The organism is Streptomyces sp. NPDC101191 (assembly GCF_044767915.1).
Lineage (GTDB): Bacteria > Actinomycetota > Actinomycetes > Streptomycetales > Streptomycetaceae > Streptomyces.
In genome coordinates, this window is the sequence record NZ_JBIWOU010000017.1 from 14,819 (window position 1) to 35,861 (window position 21,043).

At 75.0% G+C, this 21,043-nt stretch carries 16 protein-coding genes; 11 read left to right on the top strand and 5 right to left on the bottom strand.

The window, feature by feature from the left end:
- Positions 1-449: 449 nt before the first annotated feature.
- Positions 450-1,205 (bottom strand): TIGR03089 family protein, encoded by a 756-nt coding sequence (locus tag ACIRQF_RS37795; protein WP_404099541.1) that lies wholly within the window; start codon positions 1,203-1,205, stop codon positions 450-452.
- 136 nt (positions 1,206-1,341) lie between these two features.
- Between ACIRQF_RS37795 and ACIRQF_RS37800 the strand changes: the two genes are divergently transcribed.
- The 3 genes from ACIRQF_RS37800 to ACIRQF_RS37810 all read left to right on the top strand — a co-directional run bounded on the left by ACIRQF_RS37800 (position 1,342) and on the right by ACIRQF_RS37810 (position 5,099).
- Entirely contained in the window at positions 1,342-2,817 is a 1,476-nt protein-coding gene (locus ACIRQF_RS37800; protein ID WP_404099544.1) for a peptidoglycan recognition protein, read from the top strand.
- A 113-nt stretch (positions 2,818-2,930) separates the two neighbouring features.
- Positions 2,931-4,013 (top strand): sugar phosphate nucleotidyltransferase, encoded by a 1,083-nt coding sequence (locus ACIRQF_RS37805; RefSeq protein WP_376638590.1) that lies wholly within the window; start codon positions 2,931-2,933, stop codon positions 4,011-4,013.
- 99 nt (positions 4,014-4,112) lie between these two features.
- Positions 4,113-5,099, top strand: a complete 987-nt coding sequence (locus tag ACIRQF_RS37810; RefSeq protein WP_389759753.1) for a DNA-3-methyladenine glycosylase family protein — start codon at positions 4,113-4,115, stop codon at positions 5,097-5,099.
- Between the two features lie 85 nt (positions 5,100-5,184).
- Here the strand turns inward: ACIRQF_RS37810 and ACIRQF_RS37815 are convergent, their stop codons facing one another.
- Genes ACIRQF_RS37815 through ACIRQF_RS37825 form a run of 3 tightly spaced genes read right to left on the bottom strand, consistent with a single transcriptional unit; the run spans position 5,185 to position 8,037 of the window.
- Positions 5,185-6,504, bottom strand: a complete 1,320-nt coding sequence (locus ACIRQF_RS37815; protein WP_404099547.1) for a coenzyme F420-0:L-glutamate ligase — start codon at positions 6,502-6,504, stop codon at positions 5,185-5,187.
- Complete coding sequence (gene cofD / locus ACIRQF_RS37820; RefSeq protein ID WP_382487509.1) at positions 6,501-7,457, bottom strand: 2-phospho-L-lactate transferase; 957 nt, start codon at positions 7,455-7,457, stop codon at positions 6,501-6,503. The genes ACIRQF_RS37815 and cofD overlap by 4 nt, the downstream gene beginning before the upstream one ends.
- Positions 7,458-7,512: 55 nt before the next feature.
- Complete coding sequence (locus tag ACIRQF_RS37825) at positions 7,513-8,037, bottom strand: cysteine dioxygenase family protein (RefSeq protein ID WP_376638594.1); 525 nt, start codon at positions 8,035-8,037, stop codon at positions 7,513-7,515.
- 672 nt (positions 8,038-8,709) lie between these two features.
- On the opposite strand from ACIRQF_RS37825, the gene ACIRQF_RS37830 reads away from it, so the two are divergent.
- The 3 genes from ACIRQF_RS37830 (at position 8,710) to ACIRQF_RS37840 (ending at position 14,458) form a co-directional block, all read left to right on the top strand.
- Complete coding sequence (locus ACIRQF_RS37830) at positions 8,710-8,973, top strand: WhiB family transcriptional regulator (RefSeq protein ID WP_345487777.1); 264 nt, start codon at positions 8,710-8,712, stop codon at positions 8,971-8,973.
- A 263-nt stretch (positions 8,974-9,236) separates the two neighbouring features.
- Positions 9,237-12,929, top strand: coding sequence for a glycosyltransferase (locus ACIRQF_RS37835; RefSeq protein WP_404099551.1), 3,693 nt, complete (start codon positions 9,237-9,239; stop codon positions 12,927-12,929).
- On the top strand, positions 12,926-14,458 hold the full coding sequence (locus ACIRQF_RS37840; protein ID WP_404099553.1) for a DUF5719 family protein: 1,533 nt from the start codon (positions 12,926-12,928) through the stop codon (positions 14,456-14,458). The genes ACIRQF_RS37835 and ACIRQF_RS37840 overlap by 4 nt, the downstream gene beginning before the upstream one ends.
- A 134-nt stretch (positions 14,459-14,592) precedes the next feature.
- Here ACIRQF_RS37840 and ACIRQF_RS37845 read toward each other — a convergent pair whose 3' ends face one another.
- Entirely contained in the window at positions 14,593-15,009 is a 417-nt protein-coding gene (locus ACIRQF_RS37845) for a metallopeptidase family protein (protein ID WP_382487520.1), read from the bottom strand.
- Between the two features lie 305 nt (positions 15,010-15,314).
- On the opposite strand from ACIRQF_RS37845, the gene ACIRQF_RS37850 reads away from it, so the two are divergent.
- From ACIRQF_RS37850 to manA, 5 genes are all read left to right on the top strand, one after another.
- Positions 15,315-15,743 carry a DUF3499 domain-containing protein gene (locus ACIRQF_RS37850; RefSeq protein ID WP_376638599.1) on the top strand — a complete coding sequence of 143 codons (429 nt, stop codon included), beginning with the start codon at positions 15,315-15,317 and terminating at the stop codon, positions 15,741-15,743.
- Between the two features lie 97 nt (positions 15,744-15,840).
- Positions 15,841-17,202, top strand: coding sequence for a phosphomannomutase/phosphoglucomutase (locus ACIRQF_RS37855; protein ID WP_382487503.1), 1,362 nt, complete (start codon positions 15,841-15,843; stop codon positions 17,200-17,202).
- A gap of 941 nt (positions 17,203-18,143) precedes the next feature.
- Positions 18,144-18,326: a Trm112 family protein gene (locus tag ACIRQF_RS37860; protein WP_382487820.1), complete on the top strand. Its 183-nt coding sequence runs from the start codon at positions 18,144-18,146 to the stop codon at positions 18,324-18,326.
- A gap of 84 nt (positions 18,327-18,410) precedes the next feature.
- Positions 18,411-19,565 carry an SIS domain-containing protein gene (locus tag ACIRQF_RS37865; RefSeq protein WP_382487817.1) on the top strand — a complete coding sequence of 385 codons (1,155 nt, stop codon included), beginning with the start codon at positions 18,411-18,413 and terminating at the stop codon, positions 19,563-19,565.
- 310 nt (positions 19,566-19,875) lie between these two features.
- Positions 19,876-21,027 (top strand): mannose-6-phosphate isomerase, class I, encoded by a 1,152-nt coding sequence (manA, locus tag ACIRQF_RS37870; protein WP_382487815.1) that lies wholly within the window; start codon positions 19,876-19,878, stop codon positions 21,025-21,027.
- Positions 21,028-21,043: the final 16 nt, after the last annotated feature.

Genomic DNA, 21,043 nt, shown 5'->3' on the forward strand with positions numbered 1-21,043 from the left:
CGGTGCCGGAGCGGGGGTGGGGGTGTCCGGACGTGGCGGCGACCTTCCCGAGCGAAGCGAAGGGAAGCTCGCAGTCCGGACACCCCCACCCCCGCGGAGGCACCGGACCCCGCAGGCCCACGGGTCTCGCACAGCACCCCGTAGGGCCGGGCGTCGATCCGCGAGCGCCCGTAGGGCGGGCGTCCGAACAGGCAGCCCCGGGCCCGGCAGGGGCTGACGTGCCGTGTGTGGCCTCGCCCCGGGGGGCGCGCCGCCCAGCCGCCGTGCGGGCATCGCCCACCTGAGTGTGGGCAGTCGGCCCGCTGCGCTGGGGGAGAGCGCGTCAGGCCGTCCGCCGCCCCCTCGCGTCAGGCCGTCCGCCGCCCCCTCGCGTCAGGCCGTCCGGCACCCCCTCCGACGGTGGCGACACGTGAAGCCGCACAGGGCGCCGGCGGGCCCCGGTCGCGGGGTCAGTCCGCGAGGGTGAGGGTGACCCGCTCGCTGTCGACCCGCTTGGCCAGGCCGTCCGCGTCGAGCCGGTCGAGGTGGCGGCACAGCACGACCGAGCCGCCGGCGGCCAGCGGTGCGTACAGACCGGCCGAGACGCCGGCCCACGTGTCGTACGAGCGCCCCGAGAGCAGGCGTGCGCCGGGCGCGAGCCCGAGCTCCGCGGCGTCCTGGCGGGCGCGCTCGACGAGCTGTGCGCCCGTCAGTTCCGTACCGTCGACGACGAGAGCCGGCGCGTCGGGATCGACGGGGACGAACGGGGCGAACCGGTCGCCCTGGCTCGGCACCTCCACCGCGTAGTCCGCGTATCCCGCGGGCGGCGCGGGGAAGCGGCGCCCCAGCGGGGCGAGGGAGAGCGCGATCCGGTCCCCGGAGCAGGCGAGCCCCGCCTCCAGGCCGTCCGGTCCCGCGACGACGTAGTCGGCGTCGGCCGGGTCGCCGCCCAGCTCCGCGGTGACCCCGACGGAGGAACAGGCGAGCAGCCAGACCGCCGTCTGCCAGTGCGCGGGCAGCAGCAGGGCGAGTCGGTCGCCCGGGGAAGCGGACAGTTCGCCCTGGAGGAGGTTGGCCGTCTTGGCCACCCAATTGGCGAAAGTGGCCACCGACAATTCCACGCGTTCACCGGTGGCGTCGTCGTAGAAAGTGACCAAGGGGCGGGCCGGGTCCGCGGCGAGCGCGGATCGCAGCAGGTCGGCGGGGGTGCGGTCGCTGGCGTTCACGCGGGCAAGCGTACGCGGGCCCCCGCGCGCGGTCCGCCGTACCGGTGACCCCGTCCACCGGTCGGCCCGACGGGGCGTCAGTTTCCTTGTGCCTTCCCGCCGAGCGGAACGCCCGCCCGGTACGGACGATCAGCCCATGCGTGCCTACCTCGTCTCCTCGATCGCCGTCAGCTGCGCGGCGGCACTCGCCCTGCCGCTCACCCTCGCGACCCCGGCCGCGGGCGCGGACCCGGGCGTCGCCGTACCCGCCGCCGCGGACCCGGGCGTCGTCGTACCCGCCGCCGCGGACCCGGGCGTCGTCGCGGACCCGGCCGCCGCCGCGCCGGCCGCCGTGCCCGAAACCGCCGTCGCCGGGTCGACCCAGTCGCTGCCGCTCGAACCCCTCGGTCCGGACCGGCCCCGGGGCCGCTCCTTCGGCGCCGCCGAGTCGTCGGCCGCGCGGGGGCTCGGCCGACGGGACGTCAGACCGTTCTCGCTCCTCGGGGTGGTGTGGGACGACGTCCGCGCCCCGCTGCACGGCACCGTCGAGGTCCGCACCCGGTCCGCCGCGGACGGGGCGTGGTCCGACTGGCAGGACGTCGAGACCCACAACGACGAGCACGGCGCCGATCCCGGGACGGCGGAGGGACGTTCGGGCGCCCTGCACGGCTCCACCGCCCCGCTGTGGGTCGGCGACTCGGACGGCGTCGAGATCCGTGTGAGCCCGGAGCGGCACGAGGGCGTCGACGCCCCGCTCCCGTCGGGCCTGCACCTGGAGCTGGTCGACCCGGGCCCGGAACCGGCGGACGACGCTCCGGCGACCCGGGTCACCCGGGCGGCCTGGACGCCCCGGACGGCCCCGGCCGCGCCGATGAACCCCGAACAGTCCGAGGCCGCGCGCGTGAACGCCGACCTCGTCCCCCTCGGCGCCGACGTGATCCCGGCCCTGACGCGGGCCCAGACCCTGGCCGAGCTCCCCGCCTCGGCGCGGACCGCCACCACCCGCGCCGCCGCCGCGAAGCCGTACATCGGCCCGCGCCCGAAGATCATCACGCGCAAGGGCTGGGGCGCCGACGAGAAGATGCGGGAGAAGGGCTTCGTCTACACGAAGACGATCAAGGCCGTCTTCGTCCACCACAGCGCCACCGGCAACCGCTACACCTGCAAGCAGGCCCCCTCCGTGCTGCGCAGCATCTACCGCTACCACGTGAAGAGCAGCGGCTGGCGGGACCTCGGCTACAACTTCGCCGTCGACAAGTGCGGAAACATCTACGAGGGCCGGGCCGGTGGCGTGTCGAAGCCGGTCATGGGCGCCCACACCCTCGGCTTCAACACCAACAGCATGGGCATCGCCGTCCTCGGCAGCTACGGCTCCACCAGCCCGCCGGCCGCCGCCGTGACCGCCATCGCACGGCTGACCGCGTGGAAGCTGGGGCTGCACGGGGTGAATCCGAAGGCGAAGACGTATCTCACGTCAGGAGGCGGAAACCTCTACAAGAAGGGCAGAAAGGTGAAGTTCAACGTGATCGCCGGACACCGTGACGGCTTCGCGACCGAGTGCCCGGGCGGGCGCCTCTACAACAAGCTCGGCACCGCCCGGTCGGCCTCCGCGAAGTACCAGGGAAGGCGCTGATGGGGCCATGGACTCAACCATCTGCATAAACTGACCGGTCATATCGTACGGACGGCCGAAACGCGCTGCCCCGGGCGATGAGACCGGACCCGAACAGGAAGCAGAGACGACAGGTGACCGAAGCGATTCTCCTGGTCGGTGGCAAAGGCACCCGGCTGCGTCCCCTGACGGTCAACACGCCCAAGCCGATGGTCCCGGCGGCGGGCGTCCCCTTCCTGACGCACCAGCTGGCCCGGGCCCGGGCCGCCGGCGTGGACCACATCGTCCTCGCCACCTCCTACCTCGCCGAGGTCTTCGAACCGCACTTCGGCGACGGTTCGGCGCTCGGGCTCAGCATCGAGTACGTCACCGAGGAGGAGCCGCTCGGCACCGGCGGCGCGATCCGCAACGTCGCCGAGCGGCTCCACTCGGGACCCGAGGACCCGGTCCTCATCTTCAACGGCGACATCCTCACCGGCCTGGACATCCGCGCCCTCGTCGCCACCCACGAGTCCTCCGGCGCCGACGTCTCCCTCCACCTCACCCGGGTCGAGGACCCGCGCGCCTTCGGGCTCGTCCCGACCGACGCCACCGGCCGCGTCACGGCCTTCCTGGAGAAGCCGCAGACGCCCGAGGAGATCGTCACCGACCAGATCAACGCGGGGGCGTACGTCTTCCGCCGCTCGGTCATCGACACGATCCCGGCCGGCCGGCCGGTCTCCGTCGAGCGCGAGACCTTCCCCGAGCTGCTCGCCACCGGCGCGCACCTCCAGGGCATGGTCGACTCCACGTACTGGCTCGACCTCGGCACCCCGCAGGCCTTCGTCCGCGGGTCCGCCGACCTCGTCCTGGGCCGCGCGCCGTCCCCGGCGGTGCCCGGGCGCTGCGGGGACCGCCTCGTCCTGGACACGGCGACGGTCGCCCCGGACGCCAAGCTGAGCGGCGGCACCGTGATCGGCGCCGGCGCGGTCGTCGGCTCCGGCGCGCGCATCTCCGGCTCCACGGTCCTCGCGAACGCGGTCGTCGAGGCCGGCGCCGTCGTCACCGACTCCCTCGTCGGCGCCGGCGCCCGCGTCGGCGCGCGCACGGTGCTGACGGGAGCGGTCATCGGCGACGGCGCGGACGTGGGCCCGGACAACGAACTCCGCGAGGGCGTCCGTATCTGGTGCGACGCCACCCTCCCCCAGGGCGCGGTCCGCTTCTCCTCGGACCAGTAACCCCCCGGTCCCCGCCCCGGCACCGGGGCGACGGGCGCCGCGGCGGGGGCTCGGGCCGGGCGGCTCGGGCCCGGCGCACGGCGGGCTACGCTCATAGCTATGTCCGGCCGCTTCGCCCCCCGCCCGCCCGTCACCCCCGTCACCGCCCGCGGCGGACACGTCCCCGTACCCCGCCCCCAGGTCCGGGACCTGGCGCCGGATCCGGACCTGGAGCTCGACCTCGGCCTCACCCTCGGCCCCTTGCGCCGCGGCCCCTCCGACCCCACCTTCCGGGTTACCGCCGACGGCTCCGTCTGGCGGGCCAGCCGCACCCCGGCCGGGGCCGGGACCCTGCGCGTGCGGATCCACGGCGGGGCCGTGGCCGCGGAGGCGTGGGGGCCGGGTGGGCCCTGGCTGCTCGACGGGCTGCCCGCGCTCCTCGGCGCCGAGGACGACCCCGCCGCCTTCGTCCCGCGCCACAAACTGCTCGCCGTCACCCACCGCGCCCGCCGCGGCCTGCGCCTCACCCGCACGGGGCTGGTGATGGAGTCGCTGATCCCGTCGATCCTGGAGCAGAAGGTCACGACGCACGAGGCCTACGGCTCCTGGCGGCTGCTCGTACGCAAGTACGGCGAGCCCGCCCCCGGCCCGGCCCCCGACGGCATGTACGCCATGCCCGACGCCCGGACCTGGGCGATGATCCCGTCCTGGGAATGGCACCGCGCAAACGTCGACGGCAAGCGCTCCGCCGCCATCGTGCGCGCCGCGCGGGTCGCGCACCGCATGGAGGAGGCCGCCCTGATGGCCCCCGCCGAGGCCCGCAGGCGCCTGGAGCTGATCCCCGGAATCGGCCCGTGGACCTCCGCCGAGACGATCCAGCGCAGCAACGGCGCCCCGGACGAGGTCACCACCGGCGACCTCCACCTCCCGGGCATCGTCGGCTGGGCCCTCGCGGGCGACCGCGCGGCGGACGACGCGGCCATGCTGGAGCTGCTGGCCCCTTACGAGGGCCAGCGCCACCGCGCCGCCCGCCTGATCCTGCTCAGCGGCCGGGTCCCGCCGCGTCGGGCGCCGCGCCTGGCGCCCAACGACATCACGGCCCTGTAAGGACCGACGCCGGCGCCGACCGGCCCACCCGGGCGGGCCGTGCCGGCGGCACCACCGGAAGGAGAACGGCCGACGGCCCCTCCGGTCAGCGCACCTCGACGAACCGCGCCGCGTCCCGCGCGGGCCGTTCCTTCGGTGGGGCGGCCGGGCGGCCTACCGCCACGGCGCCCATCGGGTCCCAGTCCGCCGGCAGCCCGAGGACCTCCCGTACGACGTCACGGCAGAACATCGTCGAGGACACCCACGCCGAGCCGAGCCGTTCCCCGGCGAGCGCGACCAGCAGGTTCTGCACGCCCGCGCCCGCGGCGACCACGAACATCTCGCGCTCGGCGGCGTCCCGGCGTGGGTCGCCGTAGTGGTGTGCGCCGTCCATGACCAGGCACGGCACGATCAGGTAGGGCGCGTTGCGCAGGACGTCGCCGCGGCGGACCCGCCGGGCGATCGACTCCTCGGACCTGCCGTCCGCCCGCAGGTCCGCGATCCACGCGTCCCGCATCGCGTCGAGCAGCCCCAGCCGCGCGTCCGCCGACTCCAGGAGCACGAAGCGCCACGGCGTGGTGTGGTGCGGGGCGGGCGCCGTCACCGCCGCGGCGACGGCCCGCCGCACCGCGCCCGGGTCGACCGGATCGTCGGTGAACTCCCGTACGGTCCGGCGCAGCGTCACCGCCTCCCGTACGGCCTCCGAGGTGCCGAGGCGGAACATGTCGTCGGCCGGATCGCGGACCAGCGCCCGGGCGCCCGGCTCCGCGTCGCCGCCCACGAGATGTCCGAGGCCGCGCACGACGGCGACGGGCCGGCCCTCGGCCTTGCCCTTCACCAGGTCACCGGCGGCGGCGAGTTCGTCGGCGTGGGCGACCACGGTCACGTTCAGCGCGTTGCCGTGCGAGTCGGTCCCGCCCCGCAGGTCGTCCAGGACCCGCACCCCGGCCGCGCCGATCGCCACGTCGGTGAGTCCGCTGCGCCAGGGCCGTCCGAAGGTGTCGGTGACGACGACGCCGACCTCGACGCCGAGCGCCGCCCGCAGCCCGGCGCGTATCCGGCGGGCCGACGCGTCGGGGTCCTCGGGCAGCAGCAGCACGGTCCCGGCGGGGGTGTTGGAGGCGTCGACGCCGGCGGCGGCCATGACGAGGCCCTGGCGGTTCTCGACGATCCGCAGCGCCCCGCGCCGCGCCACCACCCGCACGGTCTCGGCGTCGATCGCCTTCTCCCGGTCGTCGGCGGCGATCACCCGCCCCTCCGCCTTGCTCACGATCTTCGAGGTGACGATCAGCACGTCCCCGTCGGCGAGTTCCGGAGCGGCCGAGGCGATCAGGCCGGCGAGGTCGTCCCCGGCCTCGACCTCGGGCATCCCGTCGAGCGCCCAGACCTCGAACCGCGGCGCGGTGCCGCCGGGTCCGGCCGTCATCCGGCGACCTCGGCGGCGAGCGCCAGCGCCTCGCGCGCCATCGCCGCGGTCGCCTCCAGGTCGGTCATCATCAGCGGCACCGCACGGCAGCGGATGCCCGCCGCCTCGACGTCCGCGACGGCGCCCGCGTCGACGGTGTCGACGAGCCAGCCGTCGATCAGCCCGGAGCCGTAGTGCTCGGCGACGGCCGCCGCCGTGGACTCCACGCCGACCGCCGCGAGCACCTTGTCGGCCATGCCGCGCACGGGCGCGTCGCCGACGATGGGGGAGAGGCCCACCACCGGCGCCGAGGCGGCGGCGACGGCCTCACGGATGCCGGGGACGGCCAGGATGGTGCCGACGGACACGACGGGGTTGGACGGCGGGAAGAGGATGACGTCGGCCTCGGCGATCGCCTCCAGGACGCCCGGCGCGGGCTTCGCCTGCTCGGCGCCGACGGGCACGACGGCCTTGGCGTCCACGGAGGCGCGCAGCTTCACCCAGTACTCCTGGAAGTGCACGGCCCGCTGCTCGCCGTCCGTCTCGACGGCCACGTGCGTCTCGACGCGGTCGTCGGACATCGGCAGCAGCCGGACGCCGGGCTGCCAGCGGGCGCACAGCGCCTCGGTGACGGCGCTCAGCGGGAAGCCGGCGCCCAGCATCTGGGTGCGGACGATGTGGGTGGCGAAGTCGCGGTCGCCGAGGCCGAACCACTCGGGCCCGACCCCGTAGGCCGCCAGTTCCTCCTTGACCGTGAAGGACTCGTCCTCACGGCCCCAGCCCTGTTCCTCGTTGATGCCACCGCCGAGGGTGTACATCACGGTGTCGAGGTCGGGGCAGACCTTGAGGCCGAAGAGATGGATGTCGTCACCGGTGTTGCCGACGACCGTGATCTCCGCGTCGGGCACGGCCTGCTTGAGGCCGCGAAGGAAGCGGGCACCACCGATGCCACCGGCCAGAACCACAATGCGCATGGGCACAGTCTGTCAGCCGCGGGCCGATCCCCTGAGGGGTGGTGGGGCGGGCCGGTCAGGCGGGCACGGCTCCGGCGGCCGCGGCCGTGGACGGGACGGGGGTGCACTGGGCGCGCAGCGACTCGTGCATCGGCATCTCGGTGAGGCCGGGGTGGTAGACGTGCAGGCTGACGGCCGGCTCCAGCGAGTCGTTGACGACCTCGTGGGCATAGCCGGGCGCGAACACGCGCTGGGCGCCGGCCGTGATCTTCCCGGCGCCGCTGTCCGTACGCTCCGTCAGTTCGCCCTCCAGGAGCGTCAGTACGCCGGAGGAGGGGCCGTGGTCGTGGTGTCCGCTGCCCTGGCCGGGCAGCCAGGACAGCAGCCAGACCTCGTAGCCGGGGCCCGTGCGCAGCCGGTGGTACCAGCGAGTGGTGGCGTCGAACTCGACGTACGGCGCCCACTGGGCGCGGTCGGCCGCGATCTCGCGGGCGAGGCCGACGAACTCGGCCACGGTGGTCGGGTGCTCGCCGGCGGGCTGCAGGAGGTGCGGTACCTCAAGGATGTCGCCGGCGATCTGAAGGTCGCTGTCCATGTTCATGGGTGCGGTGGTTCCTCGGCAGAAGTGCAGGGGGTCGCAGAGCAAGGGGTGGAACAGGGGGTGCGCCGGCGGGACGGCCGCGCGGGAGGGTGCTGGAGCGCTGGGGAGAAGGCGCGCGTCAACAGCTGGGACAGCAACAGCAACAGCGGTCCTGGACAGCGCGGCGGAACCCACGGGCGTGGGTCGCGGAGGGCGCTGCGGTCGCTGGCATGCCACCAAAGGTGGCCGGAGAGGTACCCGACTGTCAACTCAATGACCGGTTTGGCCGCAATCTTTCACCTCATCCGGTTGCCCTGTGCGGAGAAAGGTTTGTGCAGGGCCTGGCCAGGACACATGGCGCACCACCGCCGTCTAAACATGGGGGAGGTCTCGTGATCAGACTGTGATCCGGATCGCTTCCGTGGCTGGATCGCAACAAGATCCACGTTTTGCTCGTCCTTCTTCATGAGACGTCGGCGGACAGGTCAGGCCAGCGGCATGTGTCATGGTTTTTGGTGATTTGAACACTTTCCGCATACGCTTGGTTCCGCAGAGTGAATACGGGGCCCAATAGCAGATCTCGGCTTGACTCGCACAGAGCACGAACTTGTAATTTCACTCGTGTCGTTCGGCCGGCATCGATCCGGGGCGACAACACCACGGGGACGCGAAAAAGACGGACGAGGGGCGCACATGACCGAGTTGTTCCAGGAACTGCTGGTCGAGGACGCGGGCGAGGAACTCGGCTGGCAGGAGCGCGCACTGTGCGCCCAGACCGACCCCGAGTCCTTCTTCCCCGAGAAGGGCGGCTCGACCCGCGAGGCGAAAAAGGTCTGCCTCGCCTGCGAGGTCCGTTCCGAATGCCTCGAATACGCGCTGCAGAACGACGAGCGCTTCGGCATCTGGGGCGGTTTGTCCGAGCGTGAGCGCCGTCGCCTCAAGAAGGCCGCCGTCTGACGGACGAACGGATCCGGCCACCCGCCGGCCCTTCCGCCTGACCGCACGCCGTACCGCGCACACCCGCACGCACCGCACGGTCCGCACCCTGTGCCCTCCACCACAGGCGGCGGACCGTCGCCGTTCTCCGGCCCCCGGTCACCGCCGCTCATCGAGGCGCTGCGCGCCGCCCCTCCGTGTCTGCCGTTAGTGTGGGCCTCCGTCCGAGACGCTCCCACGCCCCCTCGCGGGGCGCCCCCCCCGGCCGGAGGGCCCGTAGCTCGATGTCCTCAACTCCTGAGTTTCCGCGACACGTCGTCACCGCCGTGCTCGTCGCCCACGACGGCGCCCGCTGGCTGCCGGACGCCCTCGCCGGGCTGCTCGCCCAGGAGCGCCCCGTACAGAACGCGGTCGCCGCCGACACCGGCAGTGCCGACGACTCCGCGCGGCTGCTCGCCGACGCGATAGGGCCCGACCACGTCCTCCACCTCGCCCGCCGCACCGGATTCGGCGCCGCCGTCGAGGAGGCCGTGCGCACCGCGCCCGTCCTCGGCCCCGAGGAACTCCCGTACCTGAAGCGCCCCAGCGGCTGGGACCCGGTCACCCGCACCTGGCAGGACGAGAACTACGACCTGCCCGAACTCCCGCACGGCGAGCCCGTCCAGTGGCTCTGGCTGCTCCACGACGACTGCGCCCCCGAGCCCGGCGCGCTCGCCGAACTCCTGCGCGTCGCCGACTCCGACGCGTACGCCGCCGTCATCGGCCCCAAGCTGCGCGGCTGGTACGACCGCAAGCAACTCCTCGAAGCCGGCGTCTCCGTCGCCCGCAGCGGCCGCCGCTGGACCGGACTCGACCGCCGCGAGCAGGACCAGGGACAGCACGACCAGATCCGCTCCGTCCTCTCCGTCTCCAGCGCCGGCATGCTCGTCCGCCGCGACGTCTTCGAGGAACTCGGCGGCTTCGACCGCCGGCTGCCCCTCATGCGCGACGACGTCGACCTGTGCTGGCGCGCCCACGCCGCCGGCCACCGCGTCCTCGTCGCCCCCGACGCCGTGCTGCGCCACGCCGAGGCCTCCGCCCGCGAGCGCCGCACCGTCGACTGCGCCGGCCGCTCCGCAGCCAACCCGCACCGCGTGGACAAGGCCGGCGCCGTCTACACGCTGCTCGCCAACACCCCCGGCCGCGCGCTGCCCTACGTCTTCCTCCGGCTCCTCGTCGGCACCGTCCTGCGCACCCTCGGCTACCTCGTCGGCAAGGCGCCCGGCCAGGCCGTCGACGAGATCATGGGACTGCTCGCCACTCTGCTGCGTCCCGAGAAGATCCTCGCGGCCCGCAAGCGGCGCAGGAACCCGGCCGTGCCCGCGAGTGAACTCCGCCCGCTCTTCCCCCCGCCCGGCGCCACCGTCCGCGCCGCCGCGGAACAGTTCGCCTCCCACTTCGGCGGCTCCGACGCCGACACCGGCTCCCGGCACGGCGCCGTCGAGTCCGGCCCCGGCGGCGACGACGCCGACTACCTGGAGATCGAGCAGTTCGCGCGCCTGAAGAAGATCGCCCGTAAGCCCGGGCCCGTCCTCTTCGCCCTCCTCCTCCTCGTCTCCGTCGTCGCCTGCCGCAACCTCTTCGGCGGCGGCTCCCTCGCCGGCGGCGCCCTGCTGCCCGCCCCCGACACCGTCTCCGAGCTCTGGTCGCGGTACGCCGACGGCTGGCACGCCATCGGCAGCGGCGGCACCCAGACCGCCCCGCCCTACCTCGCCGTCCTGGCCGCGCTCTCCGCGCTCTTCCTCGGCTCGACGTCCTTCGCGCTGACCCTCCTGCTCGTCTGCTCGGTCCCGCTGGCCGGCCTCACCGCGTACTTCGCCTCGCGGGGCATCGTCGAGTCCCGCCTCCTGCGCGCCTGGGCCGCCATCGCGTACGCCTTCCTGCCCGCCGCCACCGGCGCCCTCGCCACCGGCCGGCTCGGCACCGCCGTCCTCGCGATCCTGCTGCCGCTGATGGCCCGCGCCGCCGTCGCCGCCCACGGCCTCGACCGGCCCGCCGGCGAACGCGGCAGCTGGCGCGCCACCTGGGCGTACACCTTCCTCCTGACCTTCGCGACGGCGTTCACGCCGGTCGTCTGGCCGCTCGCCGTCGTCCTCGGCCTCGGCGTGCTCGTGCTGCGCCGCGCCGACATCACCGCCTACGGGCTGCGCTTCCTCGCCGCCGTCGGCACCCCGCTGCTCGTCCTGGCGCCCTGGTCGCTGTCCCTGCTGACCAGCCCGTCCACGCTGCTGCGCGAGGCCGGGCTCGACATCCGCACGGGCACCGCCTCCGCCCTCGACCTGCTCGGGACCAGCCCCGGCGGCCCCGGCGCCACCGGCGGGATCGTGCTCGTCGGCCTCGTGCTCGCCGGACTCGCCGGCCTGCTGCGCGAGGAGCGCGTCGTCGCCGTCCGCGCCGCCTGGGCCGCCGCCCTCGGCGGACTCCTCTTCGCCGTCCTCACCAACGGCGCCGGAGGCACCGGCTGGGCCGGCCCCGCCACCCTCGTCTACGGCGCCGCCCTGGTCGCCGCCGGCATGATCGGCGCCGAGGGCGGGCGCACCCGCGTCGCCGCCCACGGCTTCGGCTGGCGCCAGCCGGTCGCCGCGCTCGTCGCGCTCGCCTGCGCCCTCGGCCCGGTCGTCGCCGCGGCCGGCTGGATGATCGGCGGCGCCGACGGCCCGCTCACCCGCCGCGACCCGGTCCAGGTCCCCGCCTTCGTCGCCGAGGAGAGCGGAACCCGCGACCAGGCCCGCACCCTCGTCCTCGGCGGCAGCTCGCCCGGCGAGGTCTCCTACACCCTGGTCCGCGGCTCCGGCGGGCGCCTCGGCGACGCCGAACTCGCCCTCACCGGCGGCAGCGATCCCCGCCTCGACCAGGTCGTCGCCCACCTCGTGGCCGGCTCCGGCGCAGACCAGACCCAGGAGCTCAGCGGCTTCGCGATCCGCTACATCCTCGTCCGGGACGGCGCCCCGCGCTCGATGGGCCGCGTCCTGGACTCCACCCCGGGCCTCTCCCGGCTCAGCCAGCTCGACGGCAGCGCGCTGTGGCGGGTCGACCGCGAGGTCGCCCGCATCACGATCGTGGCGGGCGCCGGCAAGAACACCGCGGCCACCGCGGACGGCAGGCCGGTCACCGTCGCCGCCGGTCCCGTCGAGGCCCACACCGACGTCCCGGCCGGACCCGCCGGGCGCGTCCTGCGCCTCGCCGACCGCGCCGACGCCGGCTGGACCGCCACCCTCGACGGCAAGAAGCTCGAACCGACGACCGTCGACGGCTGGGCCCAGGGCTTCACCCTGCCCGCCGAGGCCGGCCGCCTGGACCTCAGCTTCGAGGAGCCCTTCACCCACACGGTGTGGATCTGGACCCAGGTCTTCCTCGGCGTCGTCCTGCTCGTCCTCGCCCTGCCCGGCCGCCGCCGCGACATCGACGACGACCTGCCCGACGAGGAGGTCGCCATCCCCGCCCAGGCCATGGAGGGCGACGGCCGCCGCGCCCGCCGGCTGCGCGCCGCCGCCGAGGCGGAGGCCGCTGCCGAGCAGACCGAGACGGAGCCCGAGGCCCGGGAGGCCGCCGAGCCGGTCCCCGTACCCGTGCCGGAACAGCCCGCGTACGAGCAGCAGCCCGCGTGGGACGGCCAGTACGCCGACCAGCAGCAGGGCTACTACCAGGAGCAGTACGCGTACGACCCGTACGCGCAGCAGCAGCAGTACGACCCCCAGCAGTACGCGCAGCAGCAGTACGACCCGTACGCCCAGCAGAACGCCTACGACGCGAACGCCCAGCAGAACGCCTACGAGGCGAACACCCAGCAGAACGGCTACGACGCGAACGCCTACGAAGGCAACGGCTACGACGCCAACGGCTACGACGCCGACGGCAACGGGTACGGGCAGCAGACCTACGACCCGTACGGCTACGAGCAGCAGCAGCAGCGTCCCGACGGGAGCAGCAACAAGTGAAGCGCACGACCCTCTCCCTGATCGCGGTCGCCACCACGCTCGCCGCCGTTACCGGCGTCGCCGCCCTGACCGCCCCCGACGGCACCCCGCCGCGGACCACCGAGGCCGCCCAGCCGCTCCCGGTCGAGCGCTCCAGCCTGCTCTGCCCGGCGCCCAGCACCTCGGAGCTCGCCGAGACCGCCTACACCTCCTTCACCCCGAAGGGGGCGCCCGCGCAGGGCGCGGCGAAGGCCGGCGGCGAGTCCCGCGGCGACGCGAAGGCCGAGCTGACGCCCGCCGCCGCGGCCGTCGCCCCCGGCGAGACCCCGCCCAAGAACACCAAGCCGCCCAAGGCGCCCGCGACCGTCACCCAGCCCGGCAGCCCCGTCACCGCCGAGGCGGACGGACCCACCGCACCCGCCCTGGCCGGCTCGGCCAACGGCGCCCTCGCACCCGGCTGGACCGTCCAGCAGACCACCGTCGTCCCGGCCGGCGGCGCGCGCGGCCTGCTCGGCCTCAGCTGCTCCGCCCCGGACACCGACTTCTGGTTCCCGGCCGCGTCCACCGCCAAGCAGCGCCAGGACTACGTCCACCTCACCAACCCGGACGACACCGCCGCCGTCGCCGACATCGAGCTCTACGGCCCCGCGGGCGCGCTCAAGACCCAGATCACCGAGGGCATCCCGGTCCCCGCCCACTCGACCGCACGGGTCCTGCTCTCCACCCTCACCACCGACCCCGCCCAGCAGGACGTCACCGTCCACGTCACCACCCGCAGCGGCCGCGTCGGCGCCGTGGTCGGCTCGGCCGACGAGAAGCTGGGCAGCGACTGGCTGCCGGCCTCCGCCGACGCGGCCGGCACCGCCGTCCTGCCCGGCATCCCGGCCGACGCCACCTCCGTACGGCTCGTGGCCTTCGCGCCCGGCGACGCCGACGCCGACCTGAAGATCCAGCTGGTCACCCCGACCGGCACGATCGTCCCGGCCAGCGCCGGCGCCCTGCACGTGAAGTCCGGCATGTCGGCCGCCGTCGACCTGCCCGAGCTCACCCGCGGGGAGCCCGGATCGCTGCTCCTGACCCCGGCGGACCCGAAGAAGGCCACGCCGGTCGTGGCCGCGCTGCGGGTGGTTCGGGGCAAGGGCGACCAGCAGGAGGTCGCGTTCATCCCCGCGACCGCCGCCGTCGAGGGCCGCGGCACCGTCGCCGACAACCGCGCCAAGGGCTCCACGCTCAGCCTGACCGCGCCCGGCGCCACCGCCGAGGTGCGGATCACGGCCTCGGCCGGCTCGCAGGGCGGCACCCAGGTCACCAAGACCGTCACCGTGAAGGCAGGCACGACGGTCTCCCTCCCCGCACCGGTCCCCGGCGGCCTGAAGGGCTCCTACGCGCTGACCGTCGAGCACCTGTCGGGCGGCCCCGTGCACGCCGCGCGGATGCTGGAACTGCCGCAGGACGGCGTCCCGATGTTCACGGTCCAGACCGTCTCGGACGACCGGGGCACGGTGGAGGTCCCGAAGGCGCGCCAGGACCTCTCGGTCCTGGACGACTGAGCCGCCCGGGCCGCCCGGCTATCCGGTCCCCTCGGCCACCCGGCCGGGGCGGCCGTGCGGGGGCCCCGGGGAGACGGCCGGACCTCCCCGTACGGGTGGCGCGTCCCCCCGTACGGGTGGTGATGCGGTGCCGGTCAGTCCTGCCCGTAGCGCGGGTCGACGGACTCGGGGGAGAGGCCGAGGAGGTCCGCGACCTGCTCCACGACGACCTCGTGGACCAGGAGCGCGCGCTCGTCACGGCTCTTCGACCGGATCTCGACGGGCCGGCGGTAGACCACCACGCGGGCCGGCTCGTTCTTCTCCGCCGGGGTCGAGCCGCCCAGCGGTACGACCGGTTCGCCCGCCACCGTCGGCGGGACCTCCATCACCAGGAACTCCACGTCCGCCAGCTGCGGCCAGCGCCGCTCCAGCCGCTCCACCGAGTCCAGCACCAGGTCGCGAAAGGTGTCCGCCCGGCTCGCGGACAGCGGGACCTGCGGTGGGGCGACCGGCCCCCGCATGCCCCGGCCGTGCCGGTCGCGCCGCCGCACGCGCGGCGCGGGAGTGTCCATGCTGTCGGTGGTGTCGGTCACTGACGCAGCGTAACTCTCTCCGGTGGTCCGGGACCGGTCGGGGAAGTCGCCGGGGGAGGCGTACGGCCGCCCCGGTTGTCGGAAGTTGAGCGTTCCGGCCAAGCAAGGGCTCGAATTCCGGGGGCGCGGGGATCGGCCATCTGGCGGTCGTTGACCGGATTTCTCTCTCCCGTTGTCCGGATCGCGTACCGCCCCGGCCCCCGTGCCACACCGCTCCCGCAGGTCAGAACGGGCGACCCGCCCCGGCCCGTGGCGGACGTCACACCGCGACACGGTGGAGTGACCTGGGGGAGAGTCGTCGCGGCCCGCTCAAGAGTGCGGTACCGTCCAACGTCGTGAGCCCTGTACGTCGCTGTTCGCGCACCGCGTGCGGCCGCCCTGCCGTCGCGACACTGACGTACGTCTATGCCGACTCGACTGCGGTCCTCGGCCCGCTCGCCACCTACGCCGAGCCCCACTGCTACGACCTGTGCGCCGAGCACAGCGAGCGTCTGACCGCCCCGCGCGGCTGGGAGGTCGTGCGGCTCTCCGACGGCAGCGCCCCCGCGCGCCCCAGCGGCGACGACCTCGAAGCCCTGGCCAACGCGGTACGGGAGGCGGCCCGCCCCCAGGAGCGCGCGGCCGAGGCCGGCGGCAAGGGCGGCCGCGGCGGCGACCCGATGGAGGTCGGACGCCGGGGACACCTCCGGGTCCTCCGCTCCCCCGAAAACTGATCAAGACCCCATCCCGGGTAGTTTGGACGTTCCGTACGCGCGCCGCAGCCGTGCGTACCCGCAGCCGAGACTTCAGGGACCTCAGGAGGATTGATCCGTGACTGCTGATCTGTCGCAGATCGTGAAGGCGTACGACGTCCGCGGGGTGGTGCCGGATCAGTGGGACGAGGCGCTCGCCGAGCTGTTCGGCGCCGCCTTCGTACGGGTCGTGGACGCCGACGCGATCGTCATCGGCCACGACATGCGCCCCTCCTCGCCGGGCCTGTCCGCCGCGTTCGCCCGCGGCGCGGCCCGCCTCGGCGCCGACGTGACGCTGATCGGTCTGTGCTCGACCGACCAGCTCTACTACGCCTCCGGCGCGCTCGGCCTGCCCGGCGCGATGTTCACCGCCTCGCACAACCCGGCCCAGTACAACGGCATCAAGATGTGCCGCGCGGGCGCCGCCCCGGTCGGCCAGGACACCGGCCTCTCCCAGATCCGCGAGCTCGTCGAGCGCTGGACGGAGGAGGGCGCCCCGGAGGCGGCGGCGACGCCGGGCCGGGTGACGGAGCGCGAGACGCTGAAGGACTACGCGGCCCACCTGCTCTCCCTGGTCGACCTGACGGCGATCCGTCCGCTGAAGGTCGTCGTGGACGCGGGCAACGGCATGGGCGGCCACACCGTCCCGACCGTCTTCGAGGGTCTGCCGCTGGACGTCGTCCCGATGTTCTTCGAGCTGGACGGCACCTTCCCGAACCACGAGGCCAACCCGCTCGACCCGAAGAACATCGTCGACCTCCAGGCGCGCGTCCGCGCCGAGGGCGCCGACCTGGGGCTCGCCTTCGACGGCGACGCCGACCGCTGCTTCGTCGTCGACGAGAACGGCGACCCGGTCTCCCCGTCCGCGGTCACGGCCCTGGTCGCGGCCCGCGAACTGGCGAAGACGCCCGGCGGCACGGTCATCCACAACCTGATCACCTCCTGGTCCGTCCCGGAGGTCGTCCGCGAGAACGGCGGCACGCCCGTCCGCACCCGCGTGGGCCACTCCTTCATCAAGGAGGAGATGGCGAAGACCGGCGCGATCTTCGGCGGCGAGCACTCCGCGCACTACTACTTCAAGGACTTCTGGAACGCCGACACCGGCATGCTCGCCGCGCTCCACGTCCTCGCGGCCCTCGGTGGCCAGGACGGCCCGCTGTCCGCGCTGGTGGCCTCGTACGACCGCTACGCCTCGTCCGGCGAGATCAACTCCACGGTCGCGGACCAGAACGCCCGCCTGGCCGCGGTGAAGTCCGCCTACGAGTCCCGCGAGGGCGTCACCCTCGACACCCTCGACGGCCTGACGGTCACGTCCGCCGACTGGTGGTTCAACCTCCGCGCCTCCAACACGGAGCCCCTCCTCCGCCTGAACGTGGAAGCCCGCGACCCGGAAACGATGCAGACCCTCCGCGACGAGGTCCTGACCCTGATCCGCGCCTGACCCCCAGACCGCCCCTCGGCCCCGCCCCGCGCCCCCTACGGGGCGCGGGGCGGCACCGCTCCCACTCCGTGAGGGACGTACCCCGCTGGTCGGCCACTCTGGCCCCGACCTGCGCCCCGCCCCCTGCGGGGCGGGCGGTACCGCTTCCACTCCGTGGGGCACGCACCCGGCTGGTCGGCCGCTCGGGCCCCCGCCCGCGCTCCACCGGGCGGGCGGGCACGAGGCCCAGTCTGTGTTGACCCGTACGCCGCTGATCGGCGCTCGGGCCTCCGACCCGCGGCCCCCGCCCGCCCCCCACGGGGCGCGCGGCGCCGCCCCACTCCGTGAGCCCGTACACCGCTGGTCGGCCGCTCGCAGTCCTCCGTGTGGGCAATCGTCCCGCAGGGCGGGACGGGTGGGCACACGGGACGTCAGCCCTTGCCGGGCCCAGGCTCCCCGCACGTCTCCCCACCACGGACGCCGCGCTCCCAGGGCCGTCATCCCGGAGCGCGGCCGGGCGCCCGCCTCGCGGTCAGGCGCCCATAACCGCCAGGCCCCGCCCGAGGCCGGTGCCGGGCCCTGCCGCGACTCGCGCCTGCCGTGGGCGCCGTGCCGGGTCCCGCCGAGGGCTCGCGCTCGTCGGGGGCGCCGCGCCCGCCCGCGCCGGGCCCCGCCCAGGGCCCGCGCCCGCCGAGGCGCCGCGCCCGCCCGCTCCGCCGCCCCACCCACGTCACGCCCCCGCCGCCCCCCGTTGTCCCGCCCGTCCACCCCCCGCCACGCACGCCCCGCAACGTAACCCCCGACCCCGCCGCACGCCGGGCGCGTCGCCCGCGCCCCGGCGGTAGGCTGACCTGGCCCGAGACCGTCCGTACGCGACGGGAGGACGAGACGGCTGCCCGCCCGACCGACGCCCGCCCGCACGTACGGACCGCCGCCGCCCGCACCGTCCGAAGGGACCGCCCATGCCGCTCGAAGCCGGCCTCCTGGAGATCCTGGCCTGCCCGGCCTGTCACGCCCCGCTGAACGACCGCTCGGCGGACGACACCCCGGAGCTCGTCTGCACCTCCGCCGACTGCGGGCTCGCCTACCCGGTCCGCGACGGCATCCCGGTCCTGCTGGTCGACGAGGCACGCCGCCCCGAGTAGCCGGACCCAGGGGGAGCCCCCTGGGAGGATGACCCCGCCGGCCCGCGACGGCCGGCCCCGCTCCGACGACCGGAGGCCCGCCACATGCTCGACGAGACGCTCCTCGACGCACCGGACGCCCTCGCCCTCGCCGACCACCGCGGTCTGCTCCGCGGCGCGGCCGAAGCAGGGGCCCGGGTACGGACCGCCGCCCGGCACGCCGCCGAGGCCGGCATCGCGGAGCTCCGCCCCGACGGGCGCCCCCGCGCCGTCCTCGTCGCCGGCCCCGGCACCGCAGCCGCCGCCGTCGCCGACCTGGTCGGCGCCCTCGCGGGCGCGTCCTCCCCGGTGATCCGCCTCCAGCCCACCGGCGTCGCCCCCGCCGCGGGCGCGCTCCGCTGGGCGCTGCCGGGCTGGGCCGGTTCGGTGGACCTGCTGCTGATCCCGACGACGGACGGCTCCGAGCCGGGCCTCGCGCTCCTCGCCCAGCAGGCGTACCGCCGCGGCGTCACCGTCGTCGGCGTCGCCCCGAAGGACTCCCCGCTCACCGAGGCTGTCGGCGGCGCCCACGGCCTGCTCGTGCCGATGGCCATGGCCCCGCACGAGACGGCCGAGGAGTACGAGGAGACCCTCGCCGCGAGCCCCGGCGCCCTGTGGGCGCTGTTCACGCCGCTGCTCGCCCTCCTGGACCGCGTCGGCCTGATCGAGGCCCCGCCGGAGGCGCTGGAGCAGGTCGCCGACCGCCTGGACCACACGGCGGAACGCTGCGGCCCGGCCATCGCCACGTACAGCAACCCGGCCAAGACCCTCGCCGCCGAGCTCGCCGACACCCTGCCGCTCGTGTGGACCGAGGGCGAGGCGGCCGGCCCGGCCGGCCGCCGCTTCGCCGCCGTCCTCGCCGAGCTGGCCGGGCTGCCCGCGCTCGCGGCCGAGCTCCCGGAGGCGCTGCCCGCGCACGGCATGCTCCTCGCCGGGGACTACGCGGCCGGTGCCGACCCCGACGACTTCTTCCGCGACCGCGTCGAGGAGCAGCAGGCGCTGCGCGCCCGCGTCGTCCTCCTCCGCGACCGCCCGGCCGAGGGCAACGCCCTCAGCGCCGCCCCGTCCGCCCGCGAACTCGCCCTCGGCCACGGCACGGCCATCAGCGAGCTGGAACCGGAGGAGGGCACGGCGCTGGAGAACCTGGCCGAGCTCATCGCCGTCACCGACTTCGCCGCCGTGTACCTGGCGCTGGCCACCGCCGCCCGACCGGCCGACTAGCCACCGGGAGCCCGCCGACCACCGCCGGCCTCGCAGCTCACCAGGCCCCCGCCACCACCACTAGTCCCCCGACGAGGCTTGCCACGAGCCCTCCCGAAGGCCCCTCCCGGACCCACGGCCCTCCCGGACCCACGGCCCACCCGGAGCCCCGGTCCACCGGGCTTCAGCGCCCTGAAACCCCCGTCCGAAGCCCCTCGCTCCCCACCGCCGAACGGGCCCCCCGACGCCGACGCGGAAGCCCACCCCCTGACGCCCAGACGCCCCCACGTCCATCACCGCACCCACCGCACTGAAAAGAGCTGGAAGCCCCATGGACCGCCTCGTCAACACCGTCCGCCCCTACGCCTGGGGATCCACGACGGCCATCCCGGAGCTGCTCGGCGTCGCCCCCACCGGCGAGCCCCAGGCCGAGATGTGGATGGGCGCCCACCCCGGAGCCCCGTCCCGTACCGCCCGCGGCCCCCTCGACGAGGTCGTCGCCGCCGATCCCGTACGCGAACTCGGCGCGGCCACCGTCGACAAGTTCGGCCCCGGTCTGCCCTTCCTGTTCAAGCTGCTCGCCGCCGGCGCTCCGCTCTCCCTCCAGGTCCACCCCGACCTGGACCAGGCGCGTGCCGGGTTCGCCGCCGAGGAGGCCGCGGGCCTCCCGCTCGACGACCCGCGGCGCAATTACAAGGACGCCAACCACAAGCCCGAACTGATCTGCGCGCTCACTCCGTTCCACGGCCTGTGCGGCTTCCGCGACCCCGTCGAGGCCGCCGACACGATGGCCGCGCTCGGCGTGGACTCGCTCAAGCCGTACGTCGACCTGCTTCACGCGCACCCCGAAGAGGCCGCCCTGCGCGAGGTCCTGACCGCGCTGCTCACCGCCGACCGCACGGAGATGGCGCGCACCGTCGCCGAGGCGGCGCACGCCGCCGCCCGGCTGGGCGGCGCCCACGCCCCGTACGCCCAGCTCGCCCACCACTACCCCAGCGACCCGGGCGTACTCGCCGCCATGCTGCTCAACCCGGTCACGCTGCAGCCGGGCGAGGCGCTCTTCCTGGGCGCCGGCGTCCCGCACGCATACCTCGACGGCCTCGGCGTCGAGATCATGGCCAACTCCGACAACGTGCTGCGCTGCGGACTCACCCCCAAGCACGTCGACGTCCCCGAACTGCTGCGTGTCGTCCGCTTCGAACCGATGGACCCGGGCGTGCTCCGCCCCGAGGCCTCCCCGACGGGCGAGGAGGTCTACGACACCCCGATCGACGAGTTCCGGCTGTCCCGCTTCGTCCGGGCCGAGGGCGCCGCCCCGACCGACGTCACCGCCCCCACGCCACAGATCCTGCTCGCCGCCGGCGGCCGCCCCGGAGTGGGCGGCGAGACCCTCGCACCCGGCGAGTCCGTGTTCGTACCGGCGGGCGAAAAGGCCGAACTGTCCGGTACGGGAACGGTCTTTCGCGCCACCGTCGTCGCCTGATGCGAGAATGACCGGC

Excerpts from the sequence above, each read along its gene's own strand:
- ACIRQF_RS37860 (WP_382487820.1), top strand. The coding sequence starts at position 18,144 with ATGCCGCTCGAAGCCGGCCTCCTGGAGATCCTGGCCTGCCCGGCCTGT.
- ACIRQF_RS37865 (WP_382487817.1), top strand. The coding sequence starts at position 18,411 with ATGCTCGACGAGACGCTCCTCGACGCACCGGACGCCCTCGCCCTCGCC.
- ACIRQF_RS37845 (WP_382487520.1), bottom strand. The coding sequence starts at position 15,009 with ATGGACACTCCCGCGCCGCGCGTGCGGCGGCGCGACCGGCACGGCCGG.
- ACIRQF_RS37810 (WP_389759753.1), top strand. The coding sequence starts at position 4,113 with ATGTCCGGCCGCTTCGCCCCCCGCCCGCCCGTCACCCCCGTCACCGCC.
- ACIRQF_RS37835 (WP_404099551.1), top strand. The coding sequence starts at position 9,237 with ATGTCCTCAACTCCTGAGTTTCCGCGACACGTCGTCACCGCCGTGCTC.
- ACIRQF_RS37830 (WP_345487777.1), top strand. The coding sequence starts at position 8,710 with ATGACCGAGTTGTTCCAGGAACTGCTGGTCGAGGACGCGGGCGAGGAA.
- ACIRQF_RS37815 (WP_404099547.1), bottom strand. The coding sequence starts at position 6,504 with ATGACGGCCGGACCCGGCGGCACCGCGCCGCGGTTCGAGGTCTGGGCG.
- ACIRQF_RS37800 (WP_404099544.1), top strand. The coding sequence starts at position 1,342 with ATGCGTGCCTACCTCGTCTCCTCGATCGCCGTCAGCTGCGCGGCGGCA.
- manA (WP_382487815.1), top strand. The coding sequence starts at position 19,876 with ATGGACCGCCTCGTCAACACCGTCCGCCCCTACGCCTGGGGATCCACG.
- cofD (WP_382487509.1), bottom strand. The coding sequence starts at position 7,457 with ATGCGCATTGTGGTTCTGGCCGGTGGCATCGGTGGTGCCCGCTTCCTT.
- ACIRQF_RS37825 (WP_376638594.1), bottom strand. The coding sequence starts at position 8,037 with ATGAACATGGACAGCGACCTTCAGATCGCCGGCGACATCCTTGAGGTA.